The 23,315-nt window shown below is 68.9% G+C and carries 21 protein-coding genes; 7 read left to right on the top strand and 14 right to left on the bottom strand.

What is annotated here, in order from left to right; translation table 11 throughout:
- Positions 1 to 19: 19 nt before the first annotated feature.
- From ACSAMQ_RS10785 to purB, 8 genes are all read right to left on the bottom strand, one after another.
- Entirely contained in the window at positions 20 to 2,854 is a 2,835-nt protein-coding gene (locus tag ACSAMQ_RS10785; RefSeq protein WP_435395643.1) for a 2-oxoglutarate dehydrogenase E1 component, read from the bottom strand.
- A gap of 246 nt (positions 2,855 to 3,100) precedes the next feature.
- Complete coding sequence (locus tag ACSAMQ_RS10780) at positions 3,101 to 4,003, bottom strand: GNAT family N-acetyltransferase (protein WP_435395642.1); 903 nt, start codon at positions 4,001 to 4,003, stop codon at positions 3,101 to 3,103.
- Positions 4,000 to 5,262 carry a JmjC domain-containing protein gene (locus tag ACSAMQ_RS10775; RefSeq protein WP_435395641.1) on the bottom strand — a complete coding sequence of 421 codons (1,263 nt, stop codon included), beginning with the start codon at positions 5,260 to 5,262 and terminating at the stop codon, positions 4,000 to 4,002. The genes ACSAMQ_RS10780 and ACSAMQ_RS10775 overlap by 4 nt, the downstream gene beginning before the upstream one ends.
- Positions 5,263 to 5,317: 55 nt before the next feature.
- Positions 5,318 to 6,145: an ankyrin repeat domain-containing protein gene (locus ACSAMQ_RS10770; protein ID WP_435395640.1), complete on the bottom strand. Its 828-nt coding sequence runs from the start codon at positions 6,143 to 6,145 to the stop codon at positions 5,318 to 5,320.
- A 226-nt stretch (positions 6,146 to 6,371) separates the two neighbouring features.
- The gene (locus ACSAMQ_RS10765; protein WP_435395639.1) at positions 6,372 to 7,817 is read right to left on the bottom strand and encodes a hypothetical protein; all 1,446 of its coding nucleotides are present in this window, start codon (positions 7,815 to 7,817) and stop codon (positions 6,372 to 6,374) included.
- Between the two features lie 133 nt (positions 7,818 to 7,950).
- On the bottom strand, positions 7,951 to 8,355 hold the full coding sequence (locus tag ACSAMQ_RS10760) for a VOC family protein (RefSeq protein WP_435395638.1): 405 nt from the start codon (positions 8,353 to 8,355) through the stop codon (positions 7,951 to 7,953).
- A gap of 164 nt (positions 8,356 to 8,519) precedes the next feature.
- A complete protein-coding gene (gene bla, locus ACSAMQ_RS10755; protein ID WP_435395637.1) occupies positions 8,520 to 9,494 on the bottom strand; it encodes a subclass B3 metallo-beta-lactamase in 975 nt (324 codons plus the stop codon).
- A 352-nt stretch (positions 9,495 to 9,846) separates the two neighbouring features.
- Positions 9,847 to 11,223 (bottom strand): adenylosuccinate lyase, encoded by a 1,377-nt coding sequence (purB, locus tag ACSAMQ_RS10750; protein ID WP_435395636.1) that lies wholly within the window; start codon positions 11,221 to 11,223, stop codon positions 9,847 to 9,849.
- 422 nt (positions 11,224 to 11,645) lie between these two features.
- On the opposite strand from purB, the gene ACSAMQ_RS10745 reads away from it, so the two are divergent.
- Entirely contained in the window at positions 11,646 to 13,016 is a 1,371-nt protein-coding gene (locus ACSAMQ_RS10745) for a class II fumarate hydratase (protein WP_435395655.1), read from the top strand.
- Positions 13,017 to 13,575: 559 nt separating this feature from the next.
- A complete protein-coding gene (locus tag ACSAMQ_RS10740) occupies positions 13,576 to 13,758 on the top strand; it encodes a hypothetical protein (RefSeq protein ID WP_435395635.1) in 183 nt (60 codons plus the stop codon).
- Between the two features lie 431 nt (positions 13,759 to 14,189).
- Here the strand turns inward: ACSAMQ_RS10740 and ACSAMQ_RS10735 are convergent, their stop codons facing one another.
- The 6 genes from ACSAMQ_RS10735 to ACSAMQ_RS10710 all read right to left on the bottom strand — a co-directional run bounded on the left by ACSAMQ_RS10735 (position 14,190) and on the right by ACSAMQ_RS10710 (position 18,495).
- Entirely contained in the window at positions 14,190 to 14,729 is a 540-nt protein-coding gene (locus ACSAMQ_RS10735) for a hypothetical protein (RefSeq protein ID WP_435395634.1), read from the bottom strand.
- Positions 14,730 to 14,784: 55 nt separating this feature from the next.
- On the bottom strand, positions 14,785 to 15,552 hold the full coding sequence (locus ACSAMQ_RS10730) for a DUF4097 family beta strand repeat-containing protein (protein WP_435395633.1): 768 nt from the start codon (positions 15,550 to 15,552) through the stop codon (positions 14,785 to 14,787).
- Positions 15,553 to 15,707: 155 nt separating this feature from the next.
- Positions 15,708 to 16,739, bottom strand: a complete 1,032-nt coding sequence (locus ACSAMQ_RS10725) for an ABC transporter permease (RefSeq protein WP_435395632.1) — start codon at positions 16,737 to 16,739, stop codon at positions 15,708 to 15,710.
- Positions 16,736 to 17,620 carry an ABC transporter ATP-binding protein gene (locus ACSAMQ_RS10720; RefSeq protein ID WP_435395631.1) on the bottom strand — a complete coding sequence of 295 codons (885 nt, stop codon included), beginning with the start codon at positions 17,618 to 17,620 and terminating at the stop codon, positions 16,736 to 16,738. Before ACSAMQ_RS10720 ends, ACSAMQ_RS10725 begins: the two co-directional genes overlap by 4 nt.
- Entirely contained in the window at positions 17,617 to 17,997 is a 381-nt protein-coding gene (locus tag ACSAMQ_RS10715; RefSeq protein ID WP_435395630.1) for a GntR family transcriptional regulator, read from the bottom strand. Before ACSAMQ_RS10715 ends, ACSAMQ_RS10720 begins: the two co-directional genes overlap by 4 nt.
- A 3-nt stretch (positions 17,998 to 18,000) precedes the next feature.
- Complete coding sequence (locus tag ACSAMQ_RS10710; protein WP_435395629.1) at positions 18,001 to 18,495, bottom strand: hypothetical protein; 495 nt, start codon at positions 18,493 to 18,495, stop codon at positions 18,001 to 18,003.
- Positions 18,496 to 18,647: 152 nt separating this feature from the next.
- On the opposite strand from ACSAMQ_RS10710, the gene ACSAMQ_RS10705 reads away from it, so the two are divergent.
- The 5 genes from ACSAMQ_RS10705 to ACSAMQ_RS10685 all read left to right on the top strand — a co-directional run bounded on the left by ACSAMQ_RS10705 (position 18,648) and on the right by ACSAMQ_RS10685 (position 23,149).
- A complete protein-coding gene (locus ACSAMQ_RS10705; protein ID WP_435395628.1) occupies positions 18,648 to 19,292 on the top strand; it encodes a glutathione peroxidase in 645 nt (214 codons plus the stop codon).
- A 262-nt stretch (positions 19,293 to 19,554) separates the two neighbouring features.
- Complete coding sequence (locus ACSAMQ_RS10700) at positions 19,555 to 20,499, top strand: FKBP-type peptidyl-prolyl cis-trans isomerase (protein ID WP_435395627.1); 945 nt, start codon at positions 19,555 to 19,557, stop codon at positions 20,497 to 20,499.
- Between the two features lie 120 nt (positions 20,500 to 20,619).
- The gene (locus ACSAMQ_RS10695; protein WP_435395626.1) at positions 20,620 to 21,459 is read left to right on the top strand and encodes an FKBP-type peptidyl-prolyl cis-trans isomerase; all 840 of its coding nucleotides are present in this window, start codon (positions 20,620 to 20,622) and stop codon (positions 21,457 to 21,459) included.
- An 82-nt stretch (positions 21,460 to 21,541) separates the two neighbouring features.
- Positions 21,542 to 22,888: a UDP-glucose dehydrogenase family protein gene (locus ACSAMQ_RS10690; RefSeq protein ID WP_435395625.1), complete on the top strand. Its 1,347-nt coding sequence runs from the start codon at positions 21,542 to 21,544 to the stop codon at positions 22,886 to 22,888.
- Between the two features lie 27 nt (positions 22,889 to 22,915).
- Positions 22,916 to 23,149, top strand: a complete 234-nt coding sequence (locus ACSAMQ_RS10685; RefSeq protein ID WP_031372970.1) for a SlyX family protein — start codon at positions 22,916 to 22,918, stop codon at positions 23,147 to 23,149.
- The last annotated feature ends 166 nt before the right edge of the window (positions 23,150 to 23,315 follow it).

The raw sequence follows: 23,315 nt of genomic DNA, 5'->3' as shown, positions 1-23,315 counted from the left end.
AGGGTCGGCAGGCCAGCGCTTATTCGGCGCTGGACTCGCCTTGCAGCGAATTGACCAGCGCGTCGGCGACCAGCTTGGTCTGCTCGGCGACGTGGTCGGCCAGGTGGCCGGCCGCCGGCGACGGCGAACGCGCGCGGCCGGCGTAGTGCAGGCTCTGCTTCGGCGCCAGGCAGGCGGTCAGGTGGTGGCGGATCTGGTACCAGGCGCCCTGGTTCTGCGGCTCTTCCTGGCACCACACCACGTCCTTGGCCGCGCTGTAGCGCTTGAGTTCGGCCGCCAGCAGTTCGCGCGGGAACGGATACAGCTGTTCGATGCGGACCAGGGCGACGTCGTCCAGGCCATCCTTCTGCGCCTGTTCGAACAGGTCGTAATAGACCTTGCCCGAACACAGCACGACGCGCTTGACCTTCTTGACGTTGGCCTGGGCGTCGGGGATCAGGTGCTGGAACTCGCCGTTGGCCAGTTCGTCCAGGGTCGAGACCGCGAGCTTGTGGCGCAGCAGCGACTTGGGCGTCATCACCACCAGCGGCTTGCGCGTGCTCATGCGCATCTGCCGGCGGATCATGTGGTAGGCCTGCGCCGGGGTGGTCGGCGCGCACACCAGCATGTTCTCGAGCGCGCACAGCTGCAGGAAGCGTTCCAGGCGCGCCGAGCTGTGCTCGGGGCCCTGGCCTTCGTAGCCGTGCGGCAGGAACAGGGCCAGGCCGCACAGGCGGCCCCACTTGGCTTCGCCCGAGGACAGGAACTGGTCGATCACCACCTGGGCGCCGTTGGCGAAGTCGCCGAACTGGGCTTCCCAGATGTCCAGGGTCATGGGATCGGCGGTCGAGTAGCCGTACTCGAACGCCATCACCGCTTCTTCGCTGAGCAGCGAATCGATGATGGTCATGTCCGACGGCGTGCGCACGAGCTCGCGCAGCGGCATGACGTAGGCGTCGGTGCTCTGCTCGTGCAGGATCGCGTGGCGGTGGAAGAAGGTGCCGCGGCCGCTGTCCTGGCCGACCAGGCGCAGCTTGTAGCCTTCGCTGAGCAGGGTGGCGTAGGCCAGGTTCTCGGCGAAGCCCCAGTCGCCGCCGAGCTCGCCGGCGGCCATCTTGCGGCGGTCCTCGTAGATCTTGGCCACGCGCGGGTGCAGCTTGACGTCGTCGGCGACCGCGTTGATCCGGGTGGCCAGCGCGTCGAGCTTGCTGCGCTCGAACTTGGTGTCGACCGGGTCGCTGAGCTTGCCCGACAGGTACTTGGACCAGTCGATGGTGAACTCGTCCGGCTTGACCTCGACCAGCTCGGTGGTGACCGCGCCCTGGTCGAGCTTGTCGCGGTAGTTGTCGACCAGCGCCTGCGCGTCCTCGGCCTTGAGCACGCCTTCGGCAATCAGGCGGTCGGCGTACAGTTCGCGCGGGGTCTTGTGCTTGCGGATCACCTGGTACATCAGCGGCTGGGTCGCCGCCGGCTCGTCGGCCTCGTTATGGCCGTGGCGGCGGTAGCAGACCAGGTCGATGACCACGTCGCGGCCGAAGCGCTGGCGGAAGTCCAGCGCCAGCTCGGCGCAGAACACCACCGCTTCCGGGTCGTCGCCGTTCACGTGCAGGATCGGCGCGCCGACCATCTTGGCGACGTCCGTGCAGTACAGCGTGGACCGTGCGTCCTGGCGCTCGCTGGTGGTGAAGCCGACCTGGTTGTTGATGACGATGTGGACCGTGCCGCCGACCGCGAAGCCGCGCGCCTGCGACATCTGGAACAGTTCCATGCCGACGCCCTGGCCGGCGAACGCGGCGTCGCCGTGCAGCAGCACCGGCAACACCTGCGCGCGGCCGTTCTCGCCGCGGCGGGTCTGGCGCGAGCGCACGCTGCCGGTGACCACAGGATTGACGATTTCCAGGTGCGAGGGGTTGAACGCCAGTGCCAGGTGGACCGGGCCGCCGGGGGTGGCGACGTCGGCGCTGAAGCCCATGTGGTACTTCACGTCGCCGGTATGGGCGTGCTCGTCGTGGTCGAACTTGCCTTCGAACTCGTCGAACAGCTTGCGCGGCGGCTTGCCGAGAGTATTGACCAGGACGTTGAGGCGGCCGCGGTGAGCCATGCCGATCACCACGTCCTGCACGCCCTGTTCGCCGGCGCGGCGGATTGTCACGTCCATCAGCGGGATCAGCGCGTCGCCGCCTTCCAGCGAGAAGCGCTTCTGGCCGACGTACTTGGTGCCGAGGTAGCGTTCCAGGCCGTCGGCCGCGGTCAGCCGCTCGAGGATGCGCTTCTTGTCCTCGGCGCTGCGGGAGAACTTGCCGCCGGCGCCTTCCAGGCGTTCGTACATCCAGCGGCGCTGTTCGGCGTCGGCGATGTGCATGAACTCCGCGCCGATCGGGCCGGTGTAGGTGGCCTTGAGCAGGGCGAGCAGGTCGCCGAGCTTCATGCGTTCCTTGCCGGCGACGCCGCCGGTGCTGAACTCGCCGGCCAGATCGCTCTCGGACAGGCGGTGGAAGCCCAGCGCCAGGTCCGGCGCTTCGGGCTTCTCGAGCAGGCCGAGCGGATCGATGTTGGCGGCGAGGTGGCCGCGCGAACGGTAGGCGGTGATCACCTTGCCGACCGAACGCTCGCGCTCGTCGCTGGCCTGGGAGCCGCCCGCGGCGGCGGCGACGACGCCCCGGGAGGCGGCGCGGCCGGCGGCGGCGATGCTTTCAATGGCGGCCGAATGCGGGATGTCCCCGGCTTCGCGGCCCTTGAATCCGTCGAAATAGGCTTTCCATTTGCCCCCGACGCTTTCGGGGTCGACCAGGTACTGCTCGTACAGGTCTTCGATGAAGGCGGCGTTGGCGCCGAGTTGCGAGGATTGCGAGAACTGCTTCAGGAGACTGTCCACGATGGCTATCGGGAAACTCTAGGTGGGCGGATTGGGGTCGCGCATGCGCCAGGGGCGCGCGGACAAGGCCCGGAATTATAGCGGTAGTGTTAAGGCCAGCGGCATAACTACTTATGTCTAAGCGGCCGATTTTGTTCGATATCCGACACCGGAGCGGATACGGACCGTTCCGGCAATGCCGCCGGGCGCGCGCCTGGCGCCGGGTTGCGGGCGTCGGGCCCCGGCACGAGGCGGTTTAGCGCGGCCTCAGATTCCGAGCGCGCGGAACTCGCTGCAGGGGCGGGCGCGCTCCCAGACCGGGTCGAACTGCGCGCGCAGCTGGCGGGCGCGGGCGCCGCCGTCGAGCCGGGTCTCGCCGTCGTAGCGGTGGCCCAGCGGCCGGTAGTACCAGCCGTCGAGGTCGTTGACCAGATAGGCCGCGGGGTATTTGAGGTCGACCGGCTCTTCGATGGCGCGGAACTCGAACACGCTCGACAGACGCTGGCTCAGCCCGATCAGGGGGGCGAGCGCGCGTTGCGGTGCGCCCGGGTCGTGCAGCAGCACCCGGACCGCGCCGCCGGAAGTGGCGAAGCGGCGGATCGCGGCGACTATCTCGGGGCGGTCGAGCAGGCCGGGGTCGAGGTCGCGGCTGTAGATGGACAGGCCGCGGCGGGCGCTGCCGATCACCCCGGCCAGGGCGGCGAGGGCGGCGGCGCGGGTCTCGACCGGGTTGGCCGCGTCGAGCAACAGCCGCATCGACTGGTGCTCGATGCCGGCCTCGACGAAGCGCTCGCCCCACGGCAAGAAACCGCGGCGGGCGTAGAAACCGATCGCCGTGGCCTGGGCGTGCAGGGACAGCTCGCGCCAGCCCAGCTGGCGAGCGCGTTCGATCAGGGCCTCGAGCAGCGCCTCGCCGACGCCGCGGCCGCGCCAGGGGGCGAGCACGGCCATGCGGCCGATGCGCCGGTCCGGGGTCAGCCGACCGGTGCCGATCGGGCGTTGCTCGGCGTCCAGGGCCAATACGTGATGGCACAGCGGGTCGTGCGCGTCGAGCTCGATCTCGGCCGAGACCTGCTGTTCCTGCACGAACACCGCCTCGCGCACCGAGCGCAGCGCCGCCAGCGCGGCGGCGTAGTCGGCGACGGCGACGACCCGGAACCCGGCGCTCATTCCTCGTTCTCGCCGTGTTCGTCGGCGCCGTCCTCGTCGTCGAGGCCGAGGCGGTAATGGCCGGCGGCGATCAGTTCGTGGACGCAGTCGCGGCCGGCGTCGGACAGCGCCGAATAGACGGCAGCGTCGATCTCGGCGGCCGCGGCGATGGCCTGGGCGTCGCCGGACGGCAAGGCGAATTCCTGGCCGCTGACGTAGAGCCGGGCGAGCGCGCCCCCGGCCTTGGCCGCCTTCGACGCCTTGGCCGGCTGTGCGTGGGCCTTGCGCCAGGCCATCCGCGACCAGGGGTGGCGCCACAGGCTGGCGCCGCGCTCCAGGTCCCATTCGATTTCGATCCGCGAGCGCGGTTCCTCCTGGCCCGAGGAGACTTCGCCGGCGGCGCGGTAGACCGTGATGAAGCGGCCGAACCAGTCGCCGAGGCGGTCGGGATCGTTCATGCGCAGGACGTTCAGGGCCTCGACCACCCGGCCCATCGCGGCGGCGTCGATCTCGTTGGGATCGGCCGGCGGACTCAGGTCGGGGTCGCGGTAGCGCAGGCTCTCGTCGGCTTCGGCGGCCAGGGTATCGATGAAATCGCCCATCAGCTCGGCGGCCGACGGCGCGCGCATGCCGACCGAGAAAGTCAGGCAGGCGTCTTCGGCGACCCCGTGATGCGGCACGCCGGGCGGCAGGTACAGCATGTCGCCGGGGCCGAGCACCCAGTCGTGGCTCGGCTCGAACTCGCGCAGCAGTTTCAGCTCGGCGTCCGGGCGGAACTCCTGCGGCGCGTCCGGGCGAGCGTCGATCTGCCAGCGCCGGTGGCCCTGGGCCTGCAGGAGGAATACGTCGTATTGGTCGACATGGGCGCCGACCGAGCCACCCGGGGCGGCGAAAGAGACCATGATGTCGTCGACGCGCCAGCGCGGCAGGAAATCGAAAGCGGGCAGCAGCGCGGCCACGTCGGCATCCCACTTGTCGACGTCCTGGACCAGAAGAGTCCAGTCCTGTCTCGGCAGACCGGGGAATTCGGACTCTGCGAACGGCCCATGCCGCAAGGAATAACGATCGCTGGCGCGATCGTGCTGGATCAGGCGCGCCAGCACGCCATCCTCGCAGGCCAATCCAGCCAGGTCTTCAGGCTGGATCGGCGACTGCAGCCCGGGGAAGGCGTTGCGGATCAGCAGCGGGCGTTTCTGCCAGTAGTCGCGCAGGAATACGGCCGGCGGCATGCCGAGCGGCGGGCGTCGAGCGGCGTCGACTTCGATGAGAGGCGATTTCATGGGCGCGAAGTCTACGCCAGGGGCGTCGCGCCCGGCGTCGTCGCGGCTGGCGGAATCAGCGCGGCGTCAACGCGTCCTTGAGTTCGCGTTCGCGGCGCTCGATGTCGCGGTCGAGCTCGCCGCCGCGTTCGTGCGAGGTATCGGGCGCGGCGCCGCCGCCCTGGGCCAAGCGCAAGCGCTGCAAATGCGCCGGTTCGCGCGGCAGGGTCAGCCCGCGCGCGGCCAGCAGTTGCTGGCAGCGCTGCTGCCATTGCGCGAGCTGCGGGAATTTGCCCCCGTCGACCGGCCACCAGTAGACGTTCTCGACCACCGTCTGGGCGCCGACGCGCTCGGGCTTGGCCGCGCTTTCGAGGCGATGGGTCGGATCGGCGCCGCGTTCGAGCAGCCAATGGACCTTGTCGAACTGGCCGCGCGAGTAGTAGCTCAGCAAAGTGTCGCCACCGTCGCCGTGGGCCGGGGCATCGATGTCGGCGCCATGTTCGACCAACAGTTGGACGTTGTCCCATTGCCCGGCGAGGGCGGCGACCCGGGTCAAGGGTTGTTGATCCCGGTCGCTGGCGTCGGCGCGGCCGCCGCGCTCGAGAAAGGCGCGCAGGATTTCCGGCGATTCGGCTTTCGCCGCCCACACCATGACCGTGCCGACCGCGGGCACCGCGCGGTTGGGGTCGGCGCCGGCGTCGAGCAGGGCGGCGACGCCGGCCGCGTTGCCGCGCAGCACCGGCCAGGCCAGCAGCGGCAGGCCGCCGGGAGACACCGCATTGGCGTCGGCATGGGCTTCGGCGACCAGCCGGCGCACTTCGGCGCCGCGGCCGGCCGCGGCCGCCTGGGCGAGTTCGAGTTCCGGACCGCTGAAATGCTGCTCGATTCGCAAATTGGGGGCCATGGCGACGACGGGCTCGGCAGGAGAGGGGGAGGCGACCGCGGGCATCGGTGCCGAGTCGCTGCAGGCGCCCAGCGCCAGCAGGAGCGAAGGCGTCCATATCCATTCAAAGCCGGCCCGGTGCGAGCAGGCCGGACCGGAGCCGTTGGGTGGAAAAGGCACGCGGGTCATGCCGGCAGTATGCCCCCGCGGCGATCAACCGGCGTGAGCCCGGCGCGTCGGCGCGGACTCAACCGAGCTGTTCGCGCAGGGCCGCTTCCTCGCTGTCGATGTGGCTGGCCATGGAGTCGTCGAACACGCCGAAGCTATGCCGGTCGACCATCTCCAGCACGCTCGGGATGGTGTCGGGTTCCAGTCCGGCCTCGATCGCGGTGGCCACGCCGGTCTCGATCGCGTCGGTCGCATCGGCGGCCAGATCGCCGCCTTGCTCGACCAGCTCGCCCAGCGATTCGATGCCGTCGCCGAGGGTCTCCACGCCGTCGCCGAACGCACCCAGGATCGCACCGGCCGGGCCGGGCAGGTGCTCGTCGATGAATTCGGTGCCGCTGTCGACCAGGTCGGTGAAGCCGCCGACGATGTCGCCGAACAGGCCGCCGCCGTCGCCGACGGTCTCGGCGACATCGCCGAGTTCGCCGATCGGCAACTGGTCGGAGGCATCGTTGATGCCGTCGATGGTGTCGTCGAGCGAGACGATGTCGGGACGCGCCTCGCCGTTCTCGTCGGTGGCCTCGAGGGTGACCCGGCGGCCGACCGCGTCGGGCAGATTGAGCACGCTTTCGGCGGTGGCGTTGGTCGGCAGCACCACGTCGTCCTGCAGCCGGTTCGCGGCCAGGCCGACCCCGTTGAGGATGGCGGCGAAGCCGGCGGCGTTGTCCTCGGACAGGCCCGAGGTCGCGGCCTGCAGTTCGGTCAGCAGGTCGCCGTCGACCGCATAGGTGGTGATGTTGCCGTCGGCCTGCTCGAAGCTGAGGCCGCGCTCGGCCAGCGCCGCCTCGACCGTGGCCGGGTTCACCCCGGCCGGGTTGGAGACGATGCCGGGGTTGCCGGTGACCAGCGCCGCGGCGGTGGCGAGGCCGCCGCCGAGCGAATGGCCGCTGAAGATCACGTTGTCGCCGCCGTGTTCGGCGACCGAACTGGCGATGTCGATGGCCTGGTTGTAATAGGCCTCGTCGTTGCCGAGCGCCTGGGCGACGTCGGCGTTGACGTCCTCCAGGTCGGCGAAGTCGGTGCCCTCGAACTGCAGCACCGGCGCGGCATCGGGGCCGAACACCGCGGGGTCGGGGATGAACAACTCGGCGTTGAAGCCGGAGCCTTCCGGATGCAATTGGTCCGAGGTCAGACCGTACTGCTGCAACTCGGCGTCGCTGGCGCGATGCCAGCCTTCCGGCACTTCGTCGTCGGCGCCGAGCGAGCGGCTCAGGGCCAGCACTTCACGGTCGTGGTAGAGGGTTTCGAGCGCTTCGGTCTGCTGCCACAGGGCGCCGTCCTGGTTCTGCTGCGCCTGGGTATAGCCCTGGGTCAGCAGTTCGCGCTGCTCCGGGTTCGAAGTCGCGGCGTTGACCCGGGCCTCGATCTGTTCGGGAGTCTGCGCCGGCGGCGGGGGCGGCGGCTCCTGCTGCAGCACCTGTTCGACGACACGGGATACGCTTTGGACGAAATCGGTGACGAAGGACATGACCGCGATCCGGGTTGTGACGGCTAAGGCGAATCTCGCCACAGGCTGCGCCGCCGCGCCATCCGGGCCGACCCTAGGCTAGGGGCGCCCCGGGGCGAATGGATCGGACCGGACCGTCCCCAGGCGACCCGATTCAGGGCGCGGTCGCGATTTCGTCATAACCGCGGCCGACGAATTGCAGCAGGCACCAACCGTGCCCGAACGGGTCGGCGATCTGCACGATCCGGCCCCAACGCGTGCTGCGGATGCGGTCTTCCTGCACCGCGCCGGCCGCGACCGCGCTGGCGAGCGCGGCTTCGACATCCTCGACGACCACGTCGCAGTGCAGCGGCGTCCAGTGGCGCGAATAAACCCGCACGTCGTGGCCCGCGGCCGGGCTGCCTTCGCCCTTGAGCAACAGGTAGATCGGCGCTTCGCCGCCGATCAGCTCGACCACCTCGTCGCCGAAACGGCGGCCGACGTGCAGGCCGAACGCGTGGGTGTAGAACGCGGTAGCCTCGTCGAGGTGCGGGACGTCGATATTGATCAGTTGTTTCATCCGGCAGGCTCCACGGGCGACGAGGTCGTCGAGTGTGCGCAGGCGGACGCTAACGTTGCGTGGCGACGCCGCGAGGCGGCGCCGGCAGCACATGGCTGCGCCATGCCGCCGCGAAGGCGGCAGGCGAGAGGACGCGCCGGCGGGCGGCGCGGCCTGGCGCAGGCTCACGGCGCCGAGGCGCGCTCCTTGGCCAGGCGCGCTTCGAGCTTGCCGGCGCCGGTGGCGGCATAGGCGCGGCAGTCGTTGGAGCCGCTCTTGCCCTGCGGCGAGGGGGCGTCCAGGCGCGCGAGCAGATCGCTGGCATTGGGGTGCGGGGTCACCAGGATGTCGCAGGGCAGCGCGGCCACGGTCTCGATGCTGCGGCGGAACGCGGCGACCACGCCCGGATGCGCGGTTTCGTCGCTATAGCGGTACACCTCGTCGCTGATCGGGGTCAGGCTGTCGGCGTAGGCGATCGCACGGCAGACGCCGGCCTCGTCGCAGGCGCGCCAGGTCCAACTGGTGCCGCCGGGAGTATGGCCCGGCGTGGCGTGCGCGGTCAGCGCGATCGGGCCCAGGCGCAGGGTCTCGCCGTCGCCGATGACCTGCACCGCGGCCACCGGCGGAAATGGCGAGACGCTGAGGTACTGCGGGTCGCCGCGGTCGGTCTTGCCGGTTTTCAGCGCTTCGACGGCCGGCGCGCGCGCGACCACGGTCGCGCCGCTGGCGCGCTGCAGATGGGCGAGGCCGCCGGCGTGGTCGTTGTGTTCGTGCGAATTGAGCAGATAGCGGATCCGCCGCGGATCCACGCCGAGTTTGCGGATATTGGCCTCGATCAGCGGTGCGGCCTTTTCGGTGGCGCCGTCGATCAGCACATGGCCCTCGTCGGAGGTGATCAGCACCGCGCTGAGCCCGCAGGTGCCGACGTACCAGCTGTTGCCGTGGATGCGACGCGGCTGGGTGGGCTGGTGCCAGTCCGGATCGGCCGCGCACGGCGCGAGGGCGGCGGTCGTCGCGGTGACGGCGGCGGCTGCGGCGAGGTTCGAACCGGCGCCAGCGACTGAATCGGTATTGCTGTTCGAACCCGGCGAGGGGGCGCTCGCGCAAGCGCCGAGCAAGGGCAGGAGAGAGGCGGCAAGCAGACCGGCGCGCAGAGTCATCGGCGAATCTCGAACGAAGCGGAAGACCGCACACTATGTTCGATCGTGTCGCTCAGTGGAACCGCTGCGCGACGCATCTTGGCCCACGGCGATACGCATCGGCCAATCCACGATAGGAGCGACGCCGGTCGCGACTGCGCAGGCTCCATGGTCGCCGCGCCGCTATCTGAAACCCCGAAGTCGCGGCTTGCGCCGCTCCTACAAGGATGCGGCGCAACGCTCGGCTTTGGCTTTGGGCTAGCGACGCGAGTCGCGACCGCGTCGCTCCATGTTCGCGGCTCGGCTGTCTGTAACCCGCGATCGCGGCTCGCGCCGCTCCTGCCCTGGAGCGGATCGCAGCGTCGCTGGGGAATCAGATCTCGCGCGCCAGCTTTTCGGCCAGGCCGGTGTAGCTGCCCGGGGTCATCGCCAGCAGGCGCTGCTTGTCTTCGGCCGGTAGCTCCAGCGAGGCGATGAACTCTCGCATCGAGGCCTCGTCGATGCCGTGGCCGCGGGTCAGCGCCTTGAGCTGCTCGTAGGGGTTCGGCAGTCCGTGGCGGCGCATCACCGTCTGCACGGCTTCGGCCAACACTTCCCAGGACGCGTCGAGGTCGGCGGCGAGGCGCTCGGGATTGGCGTTGAGCTTGCCGAGGCCGCGCAGCAGCGCGTCCAGGCCGATCAGGGCGTGGCCGAAGGCGGTGCCGAGCGCGCGCAGCACGGTCGAGTCGGTCAGGTCGCGCTGCCAGCGGCTGATCGGCAGCTTGGCGGCGAAATGCTCGAACAGGGCGTTGGCGATGCCGAAGTTGCCTTCGGCGTTCTCGAAGTCGATCGGGTTGACCTTGTGCGGCATGGTCGAGCTGCCGACTTCGCCGGCCTTGACCGACTGCTTGAAGTAACCCAGCGAGATATAGCCCCAGACGTCGCGGCACAGATCGATGCAGACCGTGTCGATGCGGCGCTGCGCGTCGCAGACTTCGGCGATGCCGTCGTGCGGTTCGATCTGGGTGGTGTAGGGCTGCCAGTCCAGGCCCAGCGAAGCGACGAAGCGCTGGGCGAAGGCCGGCCAGTCGATGTCCGGGTAGGCCGAGACGTGGGCGTTGTAGTTGCCGACCGCGCCGTTGATCTTGCCCGGCATCTGCGCCCCCGCGAGGGTCTCGCCCTGGCGCTGCAGGCGCGCGACCACGTTGGCGATTTCCTTGCCGACGGTGGTCGGCGAAGCGGTCTGGCCGTGGGTGCGCGACAACATCGGCAGCGCGGCGTAATCGTGGGCCATCGCGCGCAGTTTCTGGATCAGCTCGTCCAGTCGCGGCAGCAGCACGTGCTGGCGGGCCTCGTTGAGCATCAGCGCGTAGCTGAGGTTGTTGATGTCCTCGCTGGTGCAGGCGAAGTGCACGAACTCCAGGGCCGGGCCGAGTTCGGCATCGTCCTTGAGGCGTTCCTTGATCAGGTACTCGACCGCCTTGACGTCGTGGTTGGTGGTGCGCTCGATCTCCTTGACCCGCGCGGCGTCCTCGATCGTCAGCTCGTCGGCGAGTTTGCGCAGGCGGGCCGCGGCGGCCTCCGAGAAGGGCTCGAGTTCGACGATGCCGGGCTCGTTCGCCAAGGCCAGCAGCCATTCCACCTCGACCTTGACGCGGGCCTTGATCAGGCCGAATTCGGAGAAGATCGGCCGCAGCGCGTCGACCTTGCCGGCATAGCGGCCATCGAGCGGGGACAGGGCGAGCAGGGTGGTCTTGGGATCGGCGGACATGGCACGCGCAGGGCAGGAAACAGTCGGCCATTCTACAGCCACGCCGCGCCGGGCCGCTCCGGGCCTGGATCGGGCCTGCGGATCGGGCCGATGTCGCCCAGGCCGAATCCGGGCCGGACTCGACACGGTTTGGCGGTTCGCGCCCGCGCGCTCGACGCCGGGCGGCCCCGTCGCCATCATGGCGCCCGCCAGCCGCTACACGCGCCAGCTCTGCCGATCCGCCGGGCGTATCCTCGCAGCATCCGCGATACGCAGCGGCGCCTCGCATCCCCCTTGAATCGATGGAGCTGGCCATGGCGACTTCCGCCAAGAATCAAAGCAGGACCGCAAGCAAGACCGCGCCCCAGCGCGCCGCCAAACACTCGACGAACACGCCCGCAGCAGGCCCGGCCGCGACCGGCTTCCGCCTGGAACACGACAGCATGGGCGAGCTCAGCGTGCCCGCCGAGGCCCTGTGGGGCGCGCAGACCCAGCGCGCGGTGCAGAACTTCCCGATCTCCGGGGTGCCGATGCCGCGCGAGTTCATCCGCGCGCTGGCCCTGGTCAAGGCAGCCGCAGCCGAGGTCAACGCCGGTTTCGGCCTGCTCGCCAAGGGCCCGGCCGCGGTGATCCGCGCCGCCGCGGCCGAAGTCGCCGCGGGCCGCCACGACGCGCACTTCCCGATCGACGTCTACCAGACCGGCTCGGGCACCTCGAGCAACATGAACGCCAACGAGGTCATCGCGACCCTGGCCAGCCGCGCCGGCAAACACGCGATCCACCCGAACGATCACGTCAATCTCGGCCAGAGTTCCAACGACGTCATCCCGACCGCGATCCGGGTCTCGGCGCAGCTGGCGGTGAACGAATCGCTGTTGCCGGCGCTCAAGCACCTGCGCAAGACCATCGAGACGCGCGCCGGGGAACTGGCCAGGCTGACCAAGACCGGCCGCACCCATCTGATGGACGCGATGCCGCTGACCTTCGGCCAGGAGTTCGGCGCCTGGGCGGCGCAGCTGAACTCGGCGCAGGCGCGCATCGAGGACAGCCTGAAGCGGTTGCGCCGCCTGCCGATCGGCGGCACCGCGATCGGCACCGGGATCAATGCCGATCCGCGCTTCGGCAAGGCCATGGCCAAGGCCTTGTCGGCCGCGACCGGCAGCAGGTTCGAGTCGGCCGCGGACAAGTTCGAGGGACTGGCGGCGCAGGACGACGCGGTCGAGCTGTCGGGCCAGCTCAATGCATTGGCGGTGGCGCTGATGAAGATCGCCAACGACCTGCGCTGGATGAACTCCGGGCCGCTCGCCGGCCTGGGCGAGATCGAACTGCCGGCCCTGCAGCCGGGCAGCTCGATCATGCCGGGCAAGGTCAATCCGGTGATCCCCGAAGCCCTGGCGATGGTTTGCGCGCAGGTGATCGGCCACCACGCGGCGATCACCGTGGCCGGACAGAGCGGCAACTTCCAGCTCAACGTCATGCTGCCGCTGATCGCCCACGACCTGCTCGATTCGATCCGCCTGCTCGGCAACGCCATGCGCCTGCTCGCCGACAGCAGCATCGCCGGCCTGAAGGTGCGCGAGGCGCATGTGCGCGAAGCGCTGGACCGCAACCCGATCCTGGTCACCGCGCTCAACCCGATCATCGGCTACGAAAAAGCCGCGGCGATCGCCAAACAGGCCTACAAGGAAGGCCGGCCGGTGCTGGAGGTCGCGATGGAGGCGACCGGCCTGCCGGAAAAACAATTGCGGCGCCTGCTCGACCCGAGCGCGCTGACCCGCGGCGGCATCCATGGCGGAGGCGGGGGCGGCGGCTGAGGCCGCCCGAGCAGACCTGGAAGTGTGCCGGACTGGCCACGACACGTGCGATGCGCCGATTTCACCGCAAATTCACGGGCGTAGCCGGGACATCGCGCCCGGCCGTGAATTGTTCGAGGATATTATTTCGCGACCGGCGTGGAGTTTCGCGGTGAGGCCGGTTCGTTATCCTCGCTGCGCATACAGGCAGCAATCCAGTCGCCGGGACATACTCGGCGGCAGTCGGACAGACCGGCAGGGGCGGTCGAGCGACAACCGGCATCCGGACCATCGGCTCCGGCCGGTTCGCGTCGAACCCAAGCCCTCTCGGACTCGTTCGCCGGACGTCATCTCGCCCGCGCCACGGGACGGTGCCTCCGCGTTTTCGGTTTTCACGCTTGCGCACGACCCGTCGCGCAGCCGGTTATTGAGCGGTAACCGGTCTGCAACGCCAGGCGTATATCGAGCGGTCGATGTCCCAACGTCCGGCCGGCCGTCGCCAAGCGGCGGCCGGGCGAGCTGTTTCCCCCGACCCCCGGATTCGTTCCGGTCAGCCATAACCAGAAGTGGAGCTACGCTCATGAATTCGATCCGATTCTTTCGGTACGCCGCCGTCCTGTCCCTGTTCGTCTGTGCCGGCTGCAACCCGCAGAGCCTGCCCATCGGCGACGATGTAAAGCCCGAACTGCTGGCCAGCCACGCCGCCCCGGTGGCCGCGGCCGCCGCCCAGGCCACGGTCGCCCAGGTCCGCAAGGCACACTAAGCGGCGCGGTAGTGCCGGCCTCCGGCCGTGCCTCGGCACGGCTGGAGCGCCGTCGTCGCGCCTGCGCGGCGCGAGTGCGGGCGCGGCTTGGATCTACGGCAGCGCCGAGGCGCTGCTTAGGGCTCAGGCGTCAGCCACGCGTGAGCCGGCGTGGCTTGGTGCCGGCTTGTCGGGGGCGGATTTGATTGAAGCGAGCAAGGGGCGCAATCGTTTTCAGCTCGGCCCGGTGCGATGGCCGCGCGCTTCAACCCGGTACGTCCAGCTCCGCGCGAGTGCCTTGCCGGTGCCGGGCAATAGTTTGGCCGATGAAGCCGTCGAGACCGACGACTTCGCCGAAGTCCGCATCGCAAGGATGCGGACAGTGTTTCCGGGGAATGCCTACCGCGCGCGGTGGCGACGTTATCGCGACGCGGACGGTTACGCGTCGACGCTCAGCTGCGGCAGTTGCCGACCGACGTGGCCTTGATCGCGGCGAAGGGCTTGAACGCGGGCAGGCTCGCGCTCAGTTCCTGCTGCGCGGCATGCAGGTCGGCGAAGCGCGCGCACATTTCGTGCGCGCGTTTTTCGAACACCGCCGCATCGGCCTCGACTTTCGCGCCGATCGCATCCGGATTGCCGCTGGCCAGACCGTCCAGGACCGTGCCGACCGCCTTGCCGGCAAAGGCGGCGCCGTCCTTGCCCATGGCGACGCCTTCCTGGCTGATGCTCATGGCGTGATGGTAATAGCGCCGGGCGACGGCCTGCTGATCCGCGCTCAAGGCGACCAGCCTGCCATTGAGATTGAGTGTGCCGTCGGTGCCGATTTCCGCATAGGCGCCGTCCTGGCCGCGCAGGATCAGGCGATCCTTGGCCCAGCTCATCGGTTCGACCACCGAGACGTGCAGGCTGGCCTCGGGCGCCTGCGAGCAGGCGCCCGCCGATACGGCGATCAGTGCGGCGAGGGAAAGCGAGAGCGAACGTACGGCTTTCATGACGTAGCTTCCTGAGCGGTAAGCCGGCTGGACGGGGGCCGGATCGAACGTCCGGTCAATCGTCTTGCGGCAGGTGGATGCGGCCGGCGACCCCGTTGTGGACCACCGAGCCGCTGCCGATCGAATGCACGCGCAAGTCGCCGCGCACGCCGTTGACTTCCAGGTCGCCCGAGCCGATCCGGCTCAGTTCGACCGAGCCGCCGACGTCGCTGAGTTCGACGTCGCCCGAACCGACCGAGCCGAGCTTGGCGTCGCGAGCGATGCGCTTGGCGGTGAGGTCGCCGGAACCGAGCGAGATCACCTGCAGCGAACCGATGTCCTGGAAATCGACGTCGCCCGAACCGATGTCGGCGGCGGCCAGGCCGCGCACGTGGCTGACCTTGACATCGCCCGAGCCGACATCGGCGCTGAGCGAGGCGACGTGGTCGACGTCGATGTCGCCGGAGCCGACCTTGAGCTGGACCATCATCGTGTCCGGCACGGTCGCGTGCAGTTTCATGTAGCTGTAGCGGTTGAGGCCGAAGTTGATGTCGGTGCGGCGCTCGGCGACCACTACCAGCTTGTCGCCGATCCGCTTCTGGGTGACGGTCATGCCGGGCAGGTCGGCGGCATTGGACGCGCAGGCGCGGCCGCTGAGCGCGGCCTTGGCGCCGGACGCGCCGGAGACGCTGAGCTCGTCGGGGCCGATTTCGAAGACCACCGCCTTCACCCCGGCCAGGTCGAGCTGCAGATTGCGCGGTGCGGAGAATTCGCAGCGTTCGGCGGCCTGGACGGACAGCGGCAGCGACAGAGCGAGGGCGAGCAGGGGAATCGTGTGGCGCATCGGGCGCTCCAGGAGTTGAGGGACGGTTCGATGGATGCGGCGCGGGCGGCCGGGGTTGCAATTATTTTTCCCGTTTGCAATACGCGGTCTCGCCGAGCCCTCATCACGGTCGGACTCCGGCCCCGCCCGCGGTCGCGGATGGGGCCGGGCGGCCGTCAGCCCTCGTCGCGCCAGCGGCGCAGGCGGATCGCGGCGTAGATCATCAGCGCGCCGAGCAGTGCGCCGATCCAAAGGTCGACCGTGGCGAAGGCTTGCAGGCTGCTGGTGAAATCGATCGAGCGGGCGATGTCCTCGGGGCCGTTGATGACCGTGTTCGAGTCGACCCCGTTTATCTGCGGATTCAGGTACCAGCTGCCCGGGACGATGCTGAGCAGGCCGCGGAACGCCACCGTGTACCAGATCGCGTCGTGCGGGATCTCGATGCCGGGCAGGATGTCGAGCCAGCTGATGAACATGCAGGCCAGCAGCGGGATCACCACCGCCCAGACGAAGGGCACGCTGCGCGCCCAGGCCGAGCACAGCATCAGCCAGCCGACCGTCGGCAGCGCCCACAGCGCGTACACCGGGATCGAACTGACGATCTGCAAGACCAGGCGCAGCGGATGGGCTTCGGTGAAGACCGCGCTCGCGCCGGGCACGCCGTTGAGCAGCACCGCCACCCACGACAGCAGCCACATCACCACGCCGATCGCCAGGCCGATGCCGATCGCCAGCACCGGGGCCAGCACCAGCGCCCACAACAGCTTGGACAGCACCGCCTGGGTGTCGGAGATCGGCAGCGACTTCCAGAACAGGATGCTGCGGTCCTTGCGTTCGTCGTAGATCGAGCCCAGGGCGTAGAAGAACACCACGAACACGAACACCACGCAGGCCAGGCCCATGCCGCTGAGCAGGGCGACGTCGCCGGCTAGGCCGAACGCCGATTCGTGGCCGGAGACCTTGAGGTTGACCCCGTCCATGTGCACGTCGCCGCGGCGGATCGCGCTTTGCAGCATGACCGAACTGGCGACCACGCCGAGCAGGGAGAACACGATCGCGACCAGGCCGGTGATCACAGGGGCCCAGAAGAAGCCGCCGCGGTGTTCCCAGAACTCGCGCCGCAGCAGCATCTTGAAGGTCTGCAGCGGCGGGATCGCGGCGACCGCGCGCGGAGCGGCGGGGGCGAGGATATCGTCGGCGGCGTTCATGCGTAGGTCCCCTTCATGGTGGCGACGAACAGATCGGCCAGGCCGGGCGTGCGGACTTCGCCGAAGCCGGCCAGTTGCCCGGCCGGCACGCCGTCGAACAGCATCACGGTCTTGCCGAACGGCAGCGCGCGTTCGTCCAGCGGTTTGAGCGCGCGCGCCTGGGCGGCCGAGTCGGTGTTGACCAGCACTTCGACGAAGCGCTCGCCGAGCACTTCCATCGGGCTGTCGAGCACGACCTTGCCGTCGCGGATGAACATCACGTCGGTGAGGATGTGCTCGATTTCCTCGACCTGATGGGTGGTCACCAGGATGGTCTTGTTCTCGTCGAAGTAATCCTCGAGCAGGCGCTGGTAGAACTGCTTGCGGTAGAGGATGTCCAGGCCGAGGGTCGGTTCGTCGAGCACCAGCAGGCGCGCGTCGATCGCCATCACCAGCGCCAGGTGCAGTTGCACGATCATGCCCTTGGACATTTCGCGCACGCGCAGGTTTGGCTTGAGCTGGGTGCCGTGCAGGAACCGCTCGCACTTGGCCCGGTCGAAGCGCGGATGCACGCCGGCGACGAAATCGATCGCCTCGCGCACCCGCAGCCAGCGCGGCAGCACCGCGACGTCGGCGATGAAGCACACGTCGCGCATCAGCGCGTCGCGTTCGTGGCGCGGATCGCGGCCGAGCACCGACAGCTCGCCGTCGAACGCGATCAGGCCCAGGATGGCCTTGAGCGCTGTGGTCTTGCCGGCGCCGTTGGGGCCGATCAGTCCGACGATGCGTCCGGACGGAATGTCGAAGGCGGTGTCGTCGAGCGCGAGTTTGTTCTTGTAGACCTTGCGCAGGCCGCGCGCGGTGACGATATGACCCGGATCGATGTGGATGGCATTGGTCATGGGGCGTCTGCCTTGTCGTTGCCGGTGCGCGCACCGAGCAGTTCTTCGCTGCTGAGGCCCAGGCGCTGGATGCGCTCCAGGACCAGCGGCCATTCTTCGCGCAGGAAGCGTTCGCGCTCGTTGACGAGCAGTTTCCTTGCGGCTTCTTCGGTCACGTACATGCCCAGGCCTCGGCGTTTTTCGACCAGCGCCTCGTCCGCCAACTCCTGATAGGCGCGCGAGACGGTGATGGGGTTGAGTTGGTATTCGGCGGCGACCTGCCGCACGGACGGCAGGGCATCGCCTGGCTTGAGGACGCCGTCGAGCATCATCGCGACGACGCGCTCCTTGAGCTGGCGATAGATCGGAGCGCCGTCGCTCCATTGGATTGCGGTCATGGTTCAGCCCCGCGGCAGGAAGGAGAAATAAGGCATGACGAGGTTCCGTCGGTTACGGCGCGCGGCGGTCCCGGCCTTGCGTTTGGTTTCGGTGCTTGCCGGCTCCGCGGCAACGAGGGGGTCGACCGCATTGGCGATCGCGGTGAGGTCGGCGACTTCGCCGGCGACGCCGGCGACGAACAGGCTGACTTCGGCGGCGCTGGCGTCCCGGCCGAGCCGGTCGGCGCTGGCTTCGATGCGGCGCGCGACGGTGGCGACGTCGGTATGGCGGCTGCGGGCGCGCGCCACGAAGTCTCGGTCGAAGCTGATCCGGGCCTTGATCCCGCCGAGCTCGAGCTGGACCGGGCGGGTCGCCGGGGGGTCGCCGGCCAGCAGGACCAGTTCGGGGGCGGCCGAAGCGGCCGGCGCGGGGGAGGGAAGCGCGACCACCAGGCCCAGAACCAGGGCGCCGCCGGCGGCCATCAAGGCTGAAATGGAGTTGTGGAGCTTGCGGTTCATATCGAACGTCCTGCTCGTTAGTGGGCCGGTGTTGTATGCAACTATAACACCTAAACACATTGAGTCAATCGATCCGGACCCAACTAAAGTCATACTTGGCCCTGCCAGACCGGCCCCGCCGGCTTTCCCTCTCGATCCTCCGAGGCTGCCCGATGACTCGTTCGCCGCTCCCCCGTTCAGGCCTGGCGCGTCGCGCCGGCCCCGTTGCCTTGTTGTCGCTGTCGCTGGCCGCCGGCGCGGCCGTCGCCGCCGGCGGGGCCATGCTCGACCGCAGTTTCCGCCCGCTGGCCGGCAAGACCCCGGTCAACCTCGGCGCCCGCTACGGCGGCGACGTGGTGCTGGTGGTCAATACCGCCAGCAAGTGCGGCTACACCCCGCAATTCGAGGCGCTGGAAGGCCTGCAGGCCAAGTACAAGGGCCAGGGCTTCGCCGTGCTCGGTTTCCCCTCGGGCGACTTCAAGGCGCAGGAGTTCGAGGACGAGAAGCAGATCCAGGAGTTCTGCACCCTGACTTACGGGGTCAAGTTCCCGATGTTCGAGAAGGTGCACGTGGTCGGCGAGCAGGCCACGCCGCTCTATAAGGACTTGGCCAAGGCCGCCGGCGAAGCGCCGAAGTGGAACTTCCACAAATACCTGCTCGGCCGCGACGGCCGCCTGATCGCCAGCTACGGCAGCAAGACCACGCCCGACGACCCGGCGGTGGTCGCGGCGATCGAGCGTGCGCTCACGGCGCCGCGGCCGAAGGCCGCCAAGGCGTCTGCCAGCACTGCCGCGCCGCGACCGGCAGTGGCCCACTGATCCTCCGGACCGCGCAGCGGCCGTTCCCGGGCGTCGCAGCGCGACGCGCCGGATCGAACCGGAACCCTGCCGGAGCAGGGCGCCGCGCGCGCGGATCTGCGCGGGCGATCCGGTTTCCGGCGCTCGCGGGCCGCGGCCGGGTGGAACTTACCGGCTTGTCCGCCGTCACACTGGAACATTGCCGCCATAGCGCAGGCCCGCGACAATGACGGGCTTGCGCCGGACTGCGGCGTATCGATTAGGTAAAAAGGAGCGGGACCCGATGAAGGCTTTCGTGCGCGGCGCGGCCGTGTTGATCACCACTGCGGCGCTGTTCGGCGGCGTCGCTTCTGCCCAGGAAAAGACCGTGCTCGCCAACGACCGTGAAAAGATCAGCTACGCCATCGGCCTGGACGTGGCCAGCTCGCTCAAGCCGGTCGGTCCCGATCTCGACACCGCCGCCTTCGAACGTGCGGTCAAGAACGTGTTCGACGGCGGCAAGCCGCTGATCACCCAGGAAGAAGCCCGCACCGTCGACCAGGCCCTGCGCGCGCGCATCGCCTCGCGCGACGGCAAGCCGGTTCCGGGCGCCGCCCCGGGCGCGCCGCCGCCGCCGGTGGCCAAGGACAAGGTCGGCCTGCTGATCGGCACCTTCATGGTCGGCCCCTCGCTGCAGCAGATCAAAGGCGAAATCGAACTGCCGCTGCTGGTGCAGGCTCTGCGCACCTCGCTGGGCGGCGGCAAGCCGCTGCTCGCCGAAGCCGAGGCCCGTACCGTGCTGACCGGTTTCAGCGAGCGCCTGCAGACCAAGATGAAGGCCGAGGCCGCCGCGGCCGGCGAAGCCAACCTGAAGAAGGGCAAGGACTTCCTCGAGGCCAACAAGAAGGTCAAGGGCGTGTTCGTGACCGGCTCGGGCCTGCAGTACATGGTGCTGCGCCAGGGCTCGGGCGAACGTCCCAAGCCGACCGACAAGGTCAGCGTGAACTACAAGGGCACCTTGCTCGACGGCAGCACCTTCGACAGTTCCTACGATCGCGGCCAGCCGGCCGAATTCCCGGTCAACGGCGTGATCCAGGGCTGGCAGGAAGGCCTGGCGATGATGCCGGTCGGCAGCAAGTTCAAGTTCTGGATCCCGGCCGAACTGGCCTACGGCCCGTCGGGCGCGCCGCCGAAGATCGGCCCGAATGCGACCCTCGAGTTCGAAGTCGAGCTGCTCGATATTCTCTGATCGTCCGATCAGACTCGTTGCGTTCAGCCGCCGGCTGGCAGTTTGTCCAGCCGCCGGCCCGGTTCCCACCCTCGTTTTCAGTTATTTCCTCCTCAGGAGTGCAGTTTGATGAAGCCTTTCATGCGTAACACCGCCCTCGCGTTCGCCGTGGCCTCGATGGCGCTGTTCGCCTCGGGCTGCAACCAGGCCGGCAAGCCGGCCGACGACAAGGCCGCCGGCGCCAAGCCCGGCGACAAGGCCGATGCCAAGAGCGAGGTCAAGGCGCTCGGCGGCATGAAGACCGAGAAGGAACAGGAAAGCTATCTGATCGGCATGGACATGGGCCGCTCGCTCGAGCTGCTCAAGGACGATCTCGACCTGGCCGTGCTGCAAAAGGCCATGCAGGCCAACATCAAGGGCGACAAGCCGCTGCTGAGCGACGACGAAGCGCGCCAGATCCGCGAGCGCCTGCAGGAAAAGGTCCGCACCAAGCAGATCGAGAAGATGGTCGCGATGGCCAAGAAGAACCAGGAAGACGGCGACAAGTTCCTCGCCGCCAACGGCAAGAAGCCGGGCGTGGTGACCACCGCGTCGGGCCTGCAGTACCAGATGATCACCGAGGGCAAGGGCCCCAAGCCCAAGAACAGCGACACCGTGCGCGTGCACTACAAGGGCACCATGCTCGACGGCAAGACCTTCGACAGCTCCTACGACCGCAAGGAACCGGCGGTGTTCCCGCTCGGCGCGGTGGTCCCGGGCTGGCAGGAAGGCATCGCGCTGATGCCGGTCGGCAGCAAGTTCAAGCTGTGGATCCCGAGCAAGCTGGGCTACGGCGAGCAGGGCACCCCGGGCGGCCCGATCGGCCCGAACGCGACCCTGGTGTTCGACGTCGAACTGCTCGACATCGTCAAGCCGGGCGCGGGCGCTCCCGCCGGCGGCCCCGAGTCGGCCGCGATGGGCGGCACGCACCCGCAGCACTGAGTCTTGCGCCGCTCCGTGCCCGCGCTTGCGGGCACGGAGTCCGGCCGCGGGGCCGGGCAATACCTCCGATAGAGAACTACCCATGCGCGTCACCATCTTCGGCACCGGCTACGTCGGCCTGGTCACCGGAACCTGCCTGGCCGACGTCGGCCACGACGTGGTCTGCGTCGACATCGACCAGGCCAAGATCGAGGGCCTCGAACGCGGGGTGATCCCGATCTACGAGCCCGGCCTGGAGCCGATGGTCAAGGCCAATCACGCCGCCGGCCGTCTCCACTTCACCACCGACGCCGCCGGCGCGATCGCCCATGGCGACCTGATCTTCATCGCGGTCGGCACGCCGCCCGACGAGGACGGCAGCGCCGACCTCAAGTACGTGCTCGCGGTGGCCTCGACCATCGGCCGCCATATCGAGCGCCAGGTGGTCGTGGTCAACAAATCGACCGTGCCGGTCGGCACCGCCGACAAGGTCCAGGCGACGATCGCCCGCGAGCTGCGGGCGCGCGGCGTCGAGGTCGCCTTCGACGTGGCCTCCAACCCGGAATTCCTCAAGGAAGGCGATGCGGTCAACGACTGCATGCGTCCCGACCGCATCGTGATCGGCGCGTCCAGCCCGGTCGCGCTGGAAAAACTCAAGCGCCTGTACGCGCCGTTCAACCGCAACCACGAACGCATCGTCTACATGGACCTGCGCTCGGCCGAACTGACCAAGTACGCCGCCAACGCGATGCTGGCGACCAAGATCAGTTTCATGAACGAAATCGCCAACATCGCCGAGAAAGTCGGCGCCGACATCGAGATGGTCCGCCAGGGCATCGGTTCGGACCCGCGCATCGGCTGGCATTTCATCTACCCGGGCGCCGGCTACGGCGGCTCGTGCTTCCCGAAGGACGTGCAGGCGCTGGCGCGCACCGCCCAGCAGCACGGCTACCAGGCGCGTCTGCTCGACGCGGTGGAAGCGGTCAACGACAGCCAGAAGGGCCACCTGTTCGAACTGATCCAACGCCATTACGGCGGCGACATCGCCGGCAAGACCTTCGCCGTCTGGGGTTTGGCGTTCAAGCCGAACACCGACGACATGCGCGAGGCTTCCAGCCGCACCCTGCTGAACCAGCTGTGGCAGGCTGGCGCGCGCGTGCGCGCCTACGACCCGGAAGCCAACGAGGAAGCCGAGCGTATCTTCGGCGAGCGCGACGATTTGGTGCTGTGCGACTCGGCGCGCGCCGCGCTGGCCGACGCCGATGCCCTGGTCGTGGTGACCGAGTGGAAGCAGTTCCGCAGCCCGGATTTCGTGCGCGTGCGCCAGGCCCTGGCCGATGGCGTGATCTTCGACGGGCGCAACCTGTACCATCCCGACGAGGTCGAGTCGGCCGACCTGGCCTATTACGGCATCGGGCGCGGGCGCTCGATCCTCATCGACGGCGATTGAGCCGCCGACCCGCCTGGATTACCGCCTGTGACTTCCGAACTCGAGCAACGCCTGATCGACCTGGAAACGCGCGTCGCGTTCCAGGAGCATGCGCTCAATGAACTCAGCGACGCACTCGCCGCGGCACGCAGCGAGGAAGCGCGCAATTCGCTGCTCATGTACCGCGCGCTCGACGAGATCAAGCAACTGCGCAGTGCCATGGCGGCCACGCCGCTCACCGGCGGCGACGCCGCCGGCGAACCACCCCCGCCGCATTACTGATACCGGATCATGAGCGACACTCTTCGCGACCAACTGTTGGGCCTGGGCTTCAAGCCGGCTCCGAAACCCGAACGTCCGGAACGCACCGAGCGCGGCGGCGACGCCAAGCGCGGCGGCAAGCCCGGCGAGCGCTCCGGGGCCGCGCGTCACGACGCGCGCAAGCCCG

It is taken from the genome of Lysobacter sp. 1R34A, from assembly GCF_051217035.1.
GTDB lineage: Bacteria > Pseudomonadota > Gammaproteobacteria > Xanthomonadales > Xanthomonadaceae > Lysobacter.
The sequence above is the reverse complement of the archived record's forward strand: the minus strand, read 5'-3'. Positions and strand labels throughout refer to the sequence as shown.

Excerpts from the sequence above, each read along its gene's own strand:
- purB (WP_435395636.1), bottom strand. The coding sequence starts at position 11,223 with ATGTCCGCCGATCCCAAGACCACCCTGCTCGCCCTGTCCCCGCTCGAT.
- bla (WP_435395637.1), bottom strand. The coding sequence starts at position 9,494 with ATGACTCTGCGCGCCGGTCTGCTTGCCGCCTCTCTCCTGCCCTTGCTC.
- ACSAMQ_RS10690 (WP_435395625.1), top strand. The coding sequence starts at position 21,542 with ATGCGCGTCACCATCTTCGGCACCGGCTACGTCGGCCTGGTCACCGGA.
- ACSAMQ_RS10765 (WP_435395639.1), bottom strand. The coding sequence starts at position 7,817 with ATGTCCTTCGTCACCGATTTCGTCCAAAGCGTATCCCGTGTCGTCGAA.
- ACSAMQ_RS10715 (WP_435395630.1), bottom strand. The coding sequence starts at position 17,997 with ATGACCGCAATCCAATGGAGCGACGGCGCTCCGATCTATCGCCAGCTC.
- ACSAMQ_RS10710 (WP_435395629.1), bottom strand. The coding sequence starts at position 18,495 with ATGAACCGCAAGCTCCACAACTCCATTTCAGCCTTGATGGCCGCCGGC.
- ACSAMQ_RS10775 (WP_435395641.1), bottom strand. The coding sequence starts at position 5,262 with ATGAAATCGCCTCTCATCGAAGTCGACGCCGCTCGACGCCCGCCGCTC.
- ACSAMQ_RS10720 (WP_435395631.1), bottom strand. The coding sequence starts at position 17,620 with ATGACCAATGCCATCCACATCGATCCGGGTCATATCGTCACCGCGCGC.
- ACSAMQ_RS10725 (WP_435395632.1), bottom strand. The coding sequence starts at position 16,739 with ATGAACGCCGCCGACGATATCCTCGCCCCCGCCGCTCCGCGCGCGGTC.
- ACSAMQ_RS10730 (WP_435395633.1), bottom strand. The coding sequence starts at position 15,552 with ATGCGCCACACGATTCCCCTGCTCGCCCTCGCTCTGTCGCTGCCGCTG.
- ACSAMQ_RS10740 (WP_435395635.1), top strand. The coding sequence starts at position 13,576 with ATGAATTCGATCCGATTCTTTCGGTACGCCGCCGTCCTGTCCCTGTTC.
- ACSAMQ_RS10760 (WP_435395638.1), bottom strand. The coding sequence starts at position 8,355 with ATGAAACAACTGATCAATATCGACGTCCCGCACCTCGACGAGGCTACC.
- ACSAMQ_RS10745 (WP_435395655.1), top strand. The coding sequence starts at position 11,646 with ATGGGCGAGCTCAGCGTGCCCGCCGAGGCCCTGTGGGGCGCGCAGACC.
- ACSAMQ_RS10700 (WP_435395627.1), top strand. The coding sequence starts at position 19,555 with ATGAAGGCTTTCGTGCGCGGCGCGGCCGTGTTGATCACCACTGCGGCG.
- ACSAMQ_RS10735 (WP_435395634.1), bottom strand. The coding sequence starts at position 14,729 with ATGAAAGCCGTACGTTCGCTCTCGCTTTCCCTCGCCGCACTGATCGCC.
- ACSAMQ_RS10780 (WP_435395642.1), bottom strand. The coding sequence starts at position 4,003 with ATGAGCGCCGGGTTCCGGGTCGTCGCCGTCGCCGACTACGCCGCCGCG.
- ACSAMQ_RS10770 (WP_435395640.1), bottom strand. The coding sequence starts at position 6,145 with ATGGCCCCCAATTTGCGAATCGAGCAGCATTTCAGCGGTCCGGAACTC.
- ACSAMQ_RS10695 (WP_435395626.1), top strand. The coding sequence starts at position 20,620 with ATGCGTAACACCGCCCTCGCGTTCGCCGTGGCCTCGATGGCGCTGTTC.
- ACSAMQ_RS10705 (WP_435395628.1), top strand. The coding sequence starts at position 18,648 with ATGACTCGTTCGCCGCTCCCCCGTTCAGGCCTGGCGCGTCGCGCCGGC.